This is a genomic window from Caballeronia sp. LZ033, from assembly GCF_031451265.1.
Lineage (GTDB): Bacteria > Pseudomonadota > Gammaproteobacteria > Burkholderiales > Burkholderiaceae > Caballeronia.
On sequence record NZ_JARUXQ010000001.1, the window covers coordinates 1,012,906 to 1,025,347 of the forward strand.

Here is a 12,442-nt window from a genome sequence, read left to right on the forward strand (position 1 = left end):
TACCGCCATGTCAGATCCCCGCTTCGTTCATCTCCGCGTCCACTCCGAATTCTCGATTGCCGACGGCATCGTGCGGCTGGACGACGTCGTCAAAGCTGCCGCAAATGACGGTCAGGGCGCGCTCGCGCTGACCGACCTCGGCAACGCCTTCGGGCTCGTGCGTTTCTACAAGGAAGCGCGTGGCAAGGGTGTCAAGCCCATCGCCGGTTGCGACGTCTGGATCACCAATCCCGCCGACCGCGACAAGCCAGCGCGCCTGCTCCTGCTCGTGCGCGACAAGCAGGGCTATCTCAACCTGTGCGAGCTGTTGAGCCGCGCATGGCTGACGAACCAGTATCGCGGCCGCGCCGAGGTGCTGACCGAGTGGCTCGAAGAGGGGCTCGCCGAAGGTCTGCTGGCGCTGTCCGGCGCGCAGACGGGCGATATCGGCATGGCGTTCGCGGCCGGCAATGCGGCCAGCGCGCAACGTCACGCGGAACGCTGGGCGAAACTGTTCCCGGATGCGTTCTATATCGAATTGCAGCGCGCCGGCCAGCCGGGCGAGCAGGCGTATATCCAGGAAGCGGTCAGGCTCGCGGCCAAGCTGCGCCTGCCGGTGGTCGCCACGCATCCGATGCAGTTCATGACGCCCGACGACTTCACCGCGCACGAAGCGCGCGTGTGCATTTCGGAAGGCGACATCCTGGCCAATCCGCGCCGGCAAAAGCGCTTCACGCAGGACCAGTTTTTCCGCACGCAGGACGAGATGTGCGCGCTGTTCGCGGACATTCCTTCCGCGCTCGCGAATACGGTCGAGATCGCGCGGCGCTGCAATCTCACGCTCGAACTCGGCAAGCCGAAGCTGCCGCTGTTCCCGACGCCGGACGGCATGTCGCTGGACGACTACCTCGTGCAGTTGTCGAAGGAGGGGCTCGAAGTCCGTCTGGAACAGCTGTATCCGGATACCGCCGAACGCGACGCGCAGCGCGAGACCTATTACGCGCGGCTCGACTTCGAATGCGGCACGATCATCAAGATGGGCTTTCCGGGCTACTTCCTGATCGTCGCCGACTTCATCATGTGGGCCAAGAACAATGGCGTGCCGGTCGGTCCGGGCCGCGGTTCGGGCGCCGGCTCGCTGGTCGCGTATGCACTCGGCATCACGGACCTGGACCCGCTGCGCTACAACCTGCTGTTCGAGCGCTTCCTGAATCCGGAACGCGTGTCGATGCCCGACTTCGACATCGACTTCTGCCAGGAAGGCCGCGACCGCGTCATCCAGTACGTGAAGGGCAAGTACGGCGCGGATGCCGTCTCGCAGATCGCCACCTTCGGCACCATGGCCGCGAAGGCCGCGGTGCGCGACATCGGCCGGGTGCTCGATCTCGGCTACATGTTCACCGACGGCGTCGCGAAGCTGATCCCGTTCAAGCCGGGCAAGCACGTGACCATCGCAGACGCGATGAAGGAAGAGCCCACGCTCCAGGAACGCTTCGACGCCGAAGACGAAGTGCACCAGCTGCTCGAACTCGCGCAGCGCGTGGAAGGGCTGACGCGCAACGTCGGCATGCACGCGGGCGGCGTGCTGATCGCGCCGGGCAAGCTTACCGACTTCTGCCCGCTCTATACGCAGGGCGAGGACGGCGGCGTCGTCAGCCAGTATGACAAGGACGACGTGGAAGCAGTCGGCCTCGTCAAGTTCGACTTTCTGGGCCTGACCACGCTCACCATCCTGGACTGGGCCGAGCGCTACATCCGCCGTCTGGATCCTTCGAAGCAGGACTGGAATCTCGCGCAGGTGCCGCTCGACGATCCCGCTTCGTTCTCCGTCCTGAAGAAGGCCAACACGGTCGCCGTGTTCCAGCTGGAAAGCCGCGGCATGCAGGGCATGCTGAAGGACGCGCAGCCGGACCGCTTTGAGGACATCATCGCGCTGGTGGCGCTGTACCGTCCGGGCCCGATGGACCTGATCCCCAGCTTCTGCGCGCGCAAACACGGGCGCGAGATCGTCGAGTATCCGGACCCGCGCGTCGAGCCTGTCCTGAAAGAGACCTACGGCATCATGGTCTACCAGGAGCAGGTGATGCAGATGGCGCAGATCATCGGCGGCTACTCGCTCGGCGGCGCGGACTTGCTGCGTCGCGCGATGGGCAAGAAGAAGGCCGAGGAGATGGCGCAGCATCGCGAGATCTTCGCGGAAGGCGCGGCCAAGAACGGCCTCGCGCGCGCCAAGTCCGACGAGATCTTCGACCTGATGGAGAAGTTCGCGGGCTACGGCTTCAACAAGTCGCACGCGGCGGCCTATGCGCTGCTCGCCTATTACACGGCGTGGCTCAAGGCGCATCATCCGGCGGAATTCATGGCGGCCAACATGTCGCTCGCCATGGACGACACCGACAAGGTCAAGATCCTCTTCGAGGACTGCGCGACCAACGGCCTCAAGGTGCTGCCGCCGGACATCAACCAGTCGGCGTACCGCTTCGAGCCGGTCGCGGAAGCCAATGGCGCGCGCTCGAAGACCATCCGCTATGGTCTCGGCGCGATCAAGGGCAGCGGGCAGAACGCCATCGAGGAAATCCTGCGTGCGCGCGCGGACGGGCCGTTCACCGACCTGTTCGACTTCTGCGAGCGCGTCGACCGCCGCGTGGTGAACCGCCGCACGGTGGAAGCGCTGATCCGTTCGGGCGCGTTCGACACCATGCACGCGAACCGCGCGCAACTGCTCGCCTCCGTGCCGATGGCAATGGAAGCCGCGGATCAGGCGGCCGCCAATGCCATGCAAGCCGGACTCTTCGACATGGGCGACGCGCCGCTCGCGAAGCACGAGTATGTCGAGGAAGCGGAGTGGTCGGACAAGAAGCGCCTGCAGGAAGAAAAGACCGCGCTCGGCTTCTATCTGTCGGGTCACCTGTTCGACGCCTACAAGGGCGAAGTGCGGCGCTTCGTGCGCCAGAAGGTCGGCGAGTTGAAGGAAGGCCGCGACAAGCTGATCGCAGGCGTGATCTCGTCGATGCGCACGCAGATGACCCAGCGCGGCAAGATGCTGATCGTCAACCTCGACGACGGCAGCGGCCAGTGCGAAGTCACCGTCTTCAACGAACAGTTCGAGGCGAACAAGGCGCTGTTCAAGGAAGACGAGTTGCTCGTCGTGCAGGGCATGGCGCGCAACGACGCCTTTACGGGCGGCATCCGCTTCACCGTCGATACCGCGATGGATCTGGAGCGCGCGCGCAGCCGCTATGCGCAGTCCGTGAAGGTCGAGATGAACGGCAACGCGGATTCGTTGCGCCTGCGCCGCGTGCTCGAAGCGCATGCGGCGGGCGCGCAGAGCGAGGCGCCGCCTGTGCGCGAGAACGGCCGTGAGAATGGCCGCGACGGCGGGCGCTCGCGGCAGCCTGCACCGATACCGAACGGTCTGAACGTGAGCGTCGTGTATCGCAGCGAACATGCGGAAGGCGAAGTGCGTCTGGGCGACGCCTGGCGCGTCAAGCCTACCGACGAGCTGATCCTGGCGCTGCGCGGCGAGTTCGCGGGCAGCGCGATCGAGATCGTCTACTGATGCGGCTCGGCATTTCGGCGAATGCGCTGAAGCATTCAGGCGGTCTCGAACGCTACGCGATGGACCTCGTGCGCGGCCTCGCCGCCGCTGGCTTCGACGGCCGCGACAAGCCTGCCTTCTTCGCACGCAAGATCGACACTGCGCTGCCGGAGAGCAAGCTGGTCGAGGCGCATCGCATCAAGGTGTCGTTCCTGCCGGGCAAGCTGCGCGACGCGTATTTCTCGTGGGCATTGAAGCGCGCCCGCAAGAAAGCAAAGGTGGACGTGCTGATCGGCTGCAATCGCGTCGAGGGATCGGAGATCGCGATTTGCGGCGGCACGCATATCGGCTTCCTGCGCGCCACCGGGCGGCGCGAGAAAGCGTCGGACACGCGGCAGATCGCGCTGGAACGCCGGCAATACGCGCAGGCCGAGGTGATCGTGGCCCATTCGGACATGATGGCCGACGAACTGCGCACGCTCTATCACATCGATTCCGCGAAGATCCGCGTGCTGTATCCGCCGGTGGATCGCGCGCGTTTCGCACCGGTGGATGCCGCCACGCGCGCGCGTCTGCGCGAACAGTTCGGCTTCAAGGAAGGCGAGACGGTGCTGCTGTTTCCGTCGAGCAGTCACGAGCGCAAGGGCCTGCCGCTGATCGAACAGGCGCTGGCCGGCATGAACGTCGTGGTGGCCGTCGCGGGCCGCGCGCCGGACTCGCCCGCCGCGAATGTGCGCTATATCGGGTACGTGAAGAACATCGAGGATGCCTACCGCGCCGCGGATTTCACCATCCTCGCGTCGAGCTATGAGCCGTTCGGGCTGGTCGGCATCGAATCGGTCATGTGCGGGACGCCGGTGATCTTCCCGGCGTGCATCGGCTGCTGCGACGCCATCGCGGACCACGCCAGGCACGTGTTCCAGTCCGGCGACGCGGACGATCTGCGCCGCACGGTTCAAACCGCTCTCGCGTCACGCCGCCCCGGCGAACGCGTGGGCGTCGACGCCGTGCGCTACGACGCCGAAGTGGCCTCGCATGTCGGCGCGCTGGTCGAGCTGGCGCGCGGCATCGCCGGGAAACGGCGCTGAACCTGACGCCGGGCTTCAGCGGAACTCGTTCATGTGCGCGAGCTTCAGGAACCGGTAATACACCGTCTGCGCATTGAAGAGCGCGATCATGAAGCCCGTGCGGCCGTCGAGAAAACCGCGCCGCAGTACATAGGTCCGCACGAACGCCCACGCCCCGCGCGCCAGCGCAACGCCGAAGCTGCCGCGTTTGCCGGCCGCGTGGCGCTGCTCGGCGCCGGCGGTCGAATACGCGTCGAGCTTGCGCAGCACCGCTTCGAAATCTTCGTAGGAGTAGTGCATCAACCGGCCGGAGAGGCGCACCACGGGCTTGCTCGTCGAGAGCACGAGCCGTTCGTGGACCAGGTCCGGCGAAAAGCGCGCGGTGCCGCGCCGGAACAGCCGCGGGATCCAGTCCGGATACCAGCCACTGTGCTTCACCCACACGCCGCAGAAACTCGACAGCCGGTCCACCGCGTAGACATCCGCCTGCGGATCCGTGATGGCCGCGCGAACCGCGGCGGCGAGTTCGGGCGTCACGATCTCGTCGGCGTCGATGGACAGCACCCAGTCTGTTGCGAGGGCATCAAGCGCGCGGTTTTTCTGTGGGCCGAAGCCGGGCCAGTCGCGCGCGACGATCACGCGCGCCCGATGCGCCTCGGCGATGCCCACGGTGGCGTCGCTGCTGCCGCCGTCCACGACGACGATCTCGTCGGCGAAGGAGACGGCCTGCAGGCACTGAGCGAGCCGGGCGGCGGCATTGTGCGTGATGATGGCGATGCCGAGCGTCGGAGGGTTCATGGGGCTATAAAGGGGCGGCGCGCGCCGGGAGAAGCGGTTGAGAGGACCCGCGCGATTATCCGCGCAAGTGCCACTTCAGGAAGAAGAATGGCGAGAACAGCCACGGACAGGTCGCGTAGACGAACATCCTGACGCGAAAGCCGAAGCTGACCTCCGTGGCGCGCGCGAGCAGCGCCAGCTTGCTGCGCACCGAACCCGTGCCGAACATCGCGCTCACGTAGGACTCGCGCGCGGATTTGGTCGCGAGCAACGCGCGCATCTGGGCGCCGACGCCCACCTTGTCGGCGTCGCTCAGCAACTGGCGGGTCTCGCCCGAGCCGTTCAGGTTTGCCAGCCGGATGCGCGCGACGAAATCCGCCGGCGTCCGGAAGCGCCGCTTGCTGGAGAGCCCGCCGCGCCGGTACAGCACGAGCGGCTCGTGCAGCGTGTGCGCGCCCTGGCTCATGATGGCGCGGAACGCCATGATCTGATCTTCGCCGTAGATGCCGGGCGCGATCGGACCGAACGCGTCGAACAGCCGCCGCGCCCAGGCGTGCGCCGCGCCGACCAGATGCGGCCGCTTGCCCGACCACGCCTCGAAGCTGCGATAGCCGTCGAGGTCGGTGACGCGCAGCACGTCGTGGGTCTGGCCTGCGGCGTCGAGGTCCTGCAGGTCGGTGGCGATCAGGTCGTAGCGCCGGCCGCTGTCGAGCCATACGCGCATCACGCGTTCGACCCGTTCGGGCCGCGAGATGTCGTCGCCGGCCGCGATGAACAGCATCTCGCCCGAGGCGCGCGCAGCCAGTGCGCTCAAATGCGCGCTGATGCCGAGATTTTTCTCGTTGCGATACAGCCGCACGACGTGCGGGCCGCGATAATCGCGCACGCATTGCTCGGCGGCAGCGAAGGTGGCGTCGCTGGAGGCGTCGTCGGAGATGAGGATTTCGAGCGGCGACCAGGTCTGCGCGAGGGCGCCGCGGATCGCATCGGCGACGGTATTTTGCTGATTGAAGGTGATGAGCAGGAAACTTGCGAGCGGCGCGCCCGGAGTGTCTTGAGGTGTCGCTGGCATTTCAGTTTCACAACGCGTGGATGGCTGGAGCGCCTTGCCGGCTATGGCTTCAAAGTTCCTCGAGCAGCTTCTGAGCGAAGAGCGTGCCAGGCGCCAGCGGCTATAATAACGCGGGTTTTTGGGATGCGCGACCGCCGCCGGCCGGTCCACCCCTGTCAGGTTCACGATTTGGAAAAAAATCTTCGTTACGTCATTGCCAGCATGGTATTGCTGGCGCCCGCGAGCACGCTCGTCGTACGGGGTGGAACCGGTTATTGCTTTTTCGTGCTGCTTGCCATCGCGCTCTTCGCGGGCTTCAGCCGGGCCTTCCGGCTCAAGGGCAGCCTGCTCGTCAGGGCCTATCCCTGGTACACCGTGGCCATGCTGGGCTTCATGGTCTACCTGCCGCTGCAACAGGCGACAGACGGCTACTTCCTGCCGCGCGAATTCGACGGCATGTCGCGCTTCACGCTGAGCCTGCCCATCTTTCTCCTGCTCGTGAACCTGCCCATCCGGCATCTGAAGGCGTTCGGCTGGGGCTGCGCGCTCGGTGCGATCGGCGCGGGCGCGTGGGCCGTGGACAGCAGCATCCACATGACGGTCAACGACATCAACCGGCTCGGCAACACCTTCACCAATCCGATTCCCTACGGCAACACCGCGCTGCTGCTCGGCTTCCTTTCGGCGATGACGATCCGCTGGGACGACTATCCGAATGCGCTCGTCCGGCGTCTGGGTATCGCGGTGAAGCTGCTGGGGCTGGCGGGCGGCGTCTACGCATCCTATCTGTCGGGCACGCGCGGCGGCTGGCTGGCGATTCCGCTGTTTCTCGCGCTGTGCTCGCTGAATTTCGGCTGGGTGAAGCACGCGAAGCACTGGCTCGTTGCGCTGCTGGTCGTGGCGCTGGCGATGGCCGCGCTCTTCGCGTCGCCGCTGGGACGCGAGCGCGTCCTGGCCACGCAGTCGGATGTCACGCAACTGGCGGAAGGCTCGACCGCCTACAGCTCGATCGGGGCGCGTCTGTTGCTGTGGCGCGCGTCGATTCACCTGTTCGAAGCGCATCCGCTGACGGGCGTCGGCAAGGGGCATCTGGAGTCGTCCTTGCGCGATCTGGCGAAGCAGGGCGAAGTGCCGGCCTATATCGTCAACCAGCGGGCCCACAGCGAGTTCTTCTCGACCATCGCGGAACTGGGCGCGCTGGGCGTCGTGTGCCTGGGTTTGCTGTATGCCGGGCCGCTGCTGTACTTCGTGCGCTACCGGAGATCGCCGCACCGCGATGTATCGACGGCCGCTTACTGCGGAATGGCCGTGTCCGGGTCGGTTATCATCTTCGGTTTGAGCATCGACGTGTTCACGGTGGTGATGAGCACCGCACTCATCGCGCTCATCTGGGCCGTGCTGCTCGCGGTCATCACGCACGATACGCGCGAGCCGCGCGGGAAACCGGGACGCGGTCCGATCGGTTGAGCGGGTTGAGCGGCATCGGGCCCGGCGGCCTTCGCTCACAGACACCTACACCACACACCAACACGCGCCGCGCGGCAGGACGAGTCAGCCGCCGGGCGAAGTGGAGATACGCTCTTGAACAAGCAAGCAAGTTTGCGCAAGCCGATCGGCGGCACGGAAAGTTCGTCGCCGACGGCAGTCATGAAACGGCTATGGCCGTATATCCGCCCGCTGATGGGCATGGTGCTGCTGGGCCTGCTCACGATGGGCATCGTCGCGGCGAGCGAGGCCGGCATTCCGATGCTGCTCAAGCCGCTGCTCGATCACGGCTTCGGTTCGAAGGGCAGCGACCACGCGAAATGGCTCGTGCCGGCGGCCGTGATCGGCCTCGCGCTCGTGCGCGGCTCGGCGCAATATGCGTCGGGCTACTTCCTCTCCTATGTGACGAACAAGATCCTGCTGCAGCTGCGGCTCGAAATGTTCAACCGCATGATCCACACCAGCGCGGGCTTCTTTCAGCGCGAAACGGCGAGCACGATCATCAACGCCGTCGTCTTCGAGGTGAACCAGATCCTGAGCGTGCTGTCGAGCGTCGTCGTGACGCTGGTGCGCGATTCGCTGACGGTCGTGTTTCTGCTCGGCTATCTGTTCATCCTGAACTGGCGCCTGACACTGATCGTCGCGGTGATCCTGCCGGCCATCGGCTGGCTCGTCAGCAAGATCAACCGGCGTCTGCGCCGCCTGAATCGCGAGCATCAGACGCTCACCAACGAGCTCTCGTATATCGTCGAGGAGACGGTCGGCGGCTACAAGGTCGTGAAGGTGCATAACGGCGAGCCGTATGAGATCGGCCGCTTCACCGAGATGAGCCACCGTCTGCGCGGCTATGCCATGCGCATGCAGGTCTCCGGCGGACTCGCGCAGCCGTTGACGCAGTTTCTCGCGTCGATCGCGCTCGCCATCGTCATCACCATTGCAGTGGTGCAGTCAGCGAGCGACCAGACGACGGTGGGCGGTTTCGTGGCCTTCGTCACGTCGATGCTGCTTGTGATCTCGCCGCTCAAGCATCTGATCGACATCAATCAGCCGTTGCAGCGCGGCATGACCGCGGCGGAGCTGATCTTCGGGCTGATCGACGAGCCGGCCGAACCTGCGGGCGGCGGCAAGCCGCTCGAGCGCGCGCGCGGCGAAGTGGAGTTTCGCGACGTGACCTTCGCGTATGGCTCGTCCGACCGGCCGACGCTCGATCGCGTGTCGTTCAAGGTCGCGCCGGGCGAGATGGTGGCGCTGGCGGGTCCGTCGGGCAGCGGCAAGACGACGCTCGTGAACCTGTTGCCGCGCTTCTTCGATCCGCGCGGCGGACAGGTGCTCGTCGACGGCGTGCCGCTCTCCGATTACAAGCTGCACGACCTGCGCGGCCAGCTTGCGATGGTCAGCCAGGATGTCGTGCTGTTCAACGACACGATTGCGGCGAACGTCGCGTACGGGCAGACGCCGGATCGCGACCGGGTGATGTCGGCGCTGACGGCGGCCAATCTTGCGGATGTGGTGAATGCGTTGCCGGAGGGGATCGATACCTTGATCGGCGGCAATGGCATGCGCTTGTCGGGTGGGCAGCGTCAGCGTCTGGCGATTGCGCGCGCCATCTACAAGGACGCGCCGATCCTGATTCTCGACGAGGCGACGTCGGCGCTCGACTCGGAGTCGGAGCGGCATGTGCAGTCGGCGCTCGAGACGCTGATGAAGGGGCGCACGACGCTGGTGATCGCGCATCGGCTGTCGACCATCGAGCGCGCGGACCGTATTCTCGTGATGGAGGCGGGGCGCATTGCCGAGCAGGGCAGTCATGCCGAATTGCTGCGCAAGGATGGCTTGTATGCACATCTGCACCGGATCCAGTATCAGCAGCAGGCGGCTTGATCGGGTGGGATGAGCGTGGAAATTTGCTGCGTAGAAACATAAGAAATATCGCGTTCACACGCGACGCGGCAAACGGGATGATGACGGCTTTTACACGGGTCGGATCAATCCTATGGCTTATTACCGGTTCCCTCAGTATCTGGATCAGAGCGACCACGCGGCATTCGGCGCGCTCTACGATCCCGGCCACGCGACGCCGTTTTCCGGCATCTACCGATGTGAAACGTGCGGTCACAATGCCGTGTCCACCGAAGGGCATCCGCTGCCGCCGCAGAATCATCATCAGCATCCGAGCTGGGAGGAGATTCGCTGGCGGTTGATCGTGGCGGCGCATTGAGGGGTAGCGGTGAGGACTGAAGTCAGATTGTGGGATCTGGCCTTGACCGTGTGTCGTCGTCGCGATGCGCGCTTGATCGCTCGTAGCGATGAGGAACTCGCCAGCGTCAGCGCGCGATTGTTTCTTGCCGACAAATTCAGATGGTCGAGCGATCCAGAGGTTGTTGCCCAACTGTGTGAGTTGCTTGACTTGCGCAAACAGGATCAGTTTCGTGCCGTGCTTGAGATAGAGTTGGCAGTCGAGTCGGGTGAGCTTGTGACAATTCCCGATGCGCCCAGCAGTGCGCTGAGTGCGCACCGCGACTCAGCCAACGAGCCTCGTCCGCGCTCCGTCACATTCACGCCTTCCCAGTTGTTTCCGAAGCGGCAAAGCGTGCCCGTGAAAGTTGCAGCGTATGAGCCGCCTCCACCGCGCCGATATTCAAGGAATGATTTCTTCGCGATTATGGCGGCGAATCCGGGTGATGTACTTCCTGATGGGACGATCGCAACGGCGTTCAGCGAGGCGGAGCCATTCGGCTTTGTGCCAAGAGCTCCGAGCGATGATGTATTTGAGGTGACCGCACGCGGAATGCGAATCACGGGGAATGAGCCGGGCGGATTCCGCGTGAATCTGAATGGTCTCGACGTGGACTATTTCGATTCCAATGGCAATCTGTGCGCGCAATATCATGGTAGCCATGGCGGACCGCATGGCCATAATTTCTCCGGCGGGGTTCGAGACGACGCACATCTTCCGATGTCATCGATCAAATGCGAGTGAGGTACGCCGATGAGTCAATCAGGAAACAAGACTTGGGGTTGGGAACTGGCAACGAATGCGGACGCGTTGGTGACGCATCTGGGAGGGTATCCGTCTTTCCATGACGCAGCAGTACGTTCTTTATGTATGAGAAGGTGGCGCAAGACGCGCAAGGGGCTCGATGGTCGAGACCTTCCTGACGGGATCATGCGGACCATGGTGGACGTGCGGCTCGAAGTGCTTCACAACTGCTATGGGCCGCCGCCTACCACCGGGCGCGTGGATCGAATGGTTGTGATCGATTGTCTCGATGTGCGGCAATCGGAGATTGATGTCGACGCCATGCTCGAAGAAGCGACGATCATGGAGATGACGTTGTCGCGCGTGGACGGATTGATCAAGCTCGATCTGCTGCCGAACGTCGGCCTTGATGTGAGATTGACATGCGTGCAGGTCTCCATTATCGACATGCTGCCTTATGTCCGCTCGTCTGCGGGGAAGGCTGAATGATGTTGCTTCGTGTCGACAAGGGCCGGACGTATTGAAGAGTCGCGACTCGCATAATCCAGGCCCACCATCATCAGCGGAGGGGCAGATTTCGCACGCTCAATGAGATACTTCGGTATGCATCTCGAAGCGGCGAGAAAGAATGGAGCGCGGACAAGTCCACGGAAAGGGGGGTTCTTCGCCCAGCGAAGAACTGTCGGATCGCGTAATGAGGGTGGGACGCGCGCGGTGGAATCTCATGGAGTTTGCATAGTTTCGTCTTAAAGATCGATCTTATTCGTGCGCTGTTGAGTCAAGAGAATTTTGAAAAACTACAAACTTGACGATGCTTTTATCCATGGAATCGAGTTGCGCTAATTGTCGATTTCAGCTTAGAAAATCTAATGGGGACGAGATGATGGGTGAAACCGATGCCACCACGAGCTTTCTTCTTTGCTCAAAATGCTTCGTCGACGAAGGGCTGCGGATCGACTCTTGGAAAATCGGGGTTGAACAAGAGGGCGTGTGCCCAAATTGCAAAAGCTCTGGCGGAAGAAAACTGAGAAAAGAGCAGGTCTTGGCGATCGCGCACAGCTTCTTCGTTAGTGGTACGACGATCCGGTTCGACTATGGAGGGGCTCCTTGTGTGCAGTTCAATGAGCACCACTACGGCAACAGTAGCATTGCGCCATCGCCATGGCTTGACTACGATGTAAAAATCATTGAAGAGGCGGGAAAGATTGGATTCTTTCACTATGGGCCTCGTTACTGGATGCTTGGAGAGGTTGAGCCTCTGAAGGCCTTGCAAGATCCGTCGAGCCGTTGCGAGGTCATAAAGCGAATAGTGAGCGAATATCCCGTGCGGATGTTAGCTAAGGGTTCATTGTTCTATCGTGTGCGAGTGAATCCTCAGCGTCCGGCTGAGCCAGACGAGTACGACTGCCCTCCTTTGCAATTCGTGGGGAGAGGGCGGCTCGATTCGACTGGGTTCGGTGTTATGTATGGTTCACAGGACTTGGATATCTGCATTCATGAATGTCGCGTCACTGCGGAGGATGACATTTATGTTGCTACGTTGCAGCCAACTAAAGATCTGTGAC

Annotated in this window: 10 protein-coding genes; 8 read left to right on the forward strand and 2 right to left on the reverse strand. The window is 63.4% G+C overall.

Going from position 1 to position 12,442, the window contains the following annotated elements; all coding sequences use genetic code 11:
* Positions 1-7 precede the first annotated feature (7 nt).
* On the forward strand, positions 8-3,538 hold the full coding sequence (dnaE, locus tag QCE62_RS04570) for a DNA polymerase III subunit alpha (protein WP_309914833.1): 3,531 nt from the start codon (positions 8-10) through the stop codon (positions 3,536-3,538).
* The gene (locus QCE62_RS04575) at positions 3,538-4,605 is read left to right on the forward strand and encodes a glycosyltransferase family 4 protein (RefSeq protein WP_309914836.1); all 1,068 of its coding nucleotides are present in this window, start codon (positions 3,538-3,540) and stop codon (positions 4,603-4,605) included. Before dnaE ends, QCE62_RS04575 begins: the two co-directional genes overlap by 1 nt.
* 15 nt (positions 4,606-4,620) lie before the next feature.
* Here the strand turns inward: QCE62_RS04575 and QCE62_RS04580 are convergent, their stop codons facing one another.
* Both QCE62_RS04580 and QCE62_RS04585 read right to left on the reverse strand, forming a co-directional pair.
* On the reverse strand, positions 4,621-5,382 hold the full coding sequence (locus QCE62_RS04580) for a glycosyltransferase family 2 protein (protein ID WP_309914839.1): 762 nt from the start codon (positions 5,380-5,382) through the stop codon (positions 4,621-4,623).
* Between the two features lie 55 nt (positions 5,383-5,437).
* Entirely contained in the window at positions 5,438-6,433 is a 996-nt protein-coding gene (locus tag QCE62_RS04585; RefSeq protein ID WP_309914842.1) for a glycosyltransferase, read from the reverse strand.
* A 168-nt stretch (positions 6,434-6,601) separates the two neighbouring features.
* Here QCE62_RS04585 and QCE62_RS04590 point away from each other — a divergent pair, with 168 nt between their 5' ends.
* The 6 genes from QCE62_RS04590 to QCE62_RS04615 all read left to right on the forward strand — a co-directional run bounded on the left by QCE62_RS04590 (position 6,602) and on the right by QCE62_RS04615 (position 12,441).
* The gene (locus tag QCE62_RS04590; RefSeq protein WP_309914844.1) at positions 6,602-7,879 is read left to right on the forward strand and encodes an O-antigen ligase family protein; all 1,278 of its coding nucleotides are present in this window, start codon (positions 6,602-6,604) and stop codon (positions 7,877-7,879) included.
* 180 nt (positions 7,880-8,059) lie between these two features.
* Positions 8,060-9,778, forward strand: coding sequence for a lipid A export permease/ATP-binding protein MsbA (msbA, locus tag QCE62_RS04595; protein ID WP_404987350.1), 1,719 nt, complete (start codon positions 8,060-8,062; stop codon positions 9,776-9,778).
* Between the two features lie 112 nt (positions 9,779-9,890).
* Positions 9,891-10,115, forward strand: a complete 225-nt coding sequence (locus QCE62_RS04600; RefSeq protein WP_309914849.1) for a hypothetical protein — start codon at positions 9,891-9,893, stop codon at positions 10,113-10,115.
* Positions 10,116-10,142: 27 nt separating this feature from the next.
* Positions 10,143-10,877, forward strand: coding sequence for a hypothetical protein (locus QCE62_RS04605; RefSeq protein ID WP_309914852.1), 735 nt, complete (start codon positions 10,143-10,145; stop codon positions 10,875-10,877).
* A gap of 9 nt (positions 10,878-10,886) precedes the next feature.
* Positions 10,887-11,366, forward strand: coding sequence for an Imm50 family immunity protein (locus tag QCE62_RS04610; protein WP_309914855.1), 480 nt, complete (start codon positions 10,887-10,889; stop codon positions 11,364-11,366).
* Between the two features lie 391 nt (positions 11,367-11,757).
* Complete coding sequence (locus tag QCE62_RS04615) at positions 11,758-12,441, forward strand: RES domain-containing protein (RefSeq protein WP_309914857.1); 684 nt, start codon at positions 11,758-11,760, stop codon at positions 12,439-12,441.
* The last annotated feature ends 1 nt before the right edge of the window (position 12,442 follow it).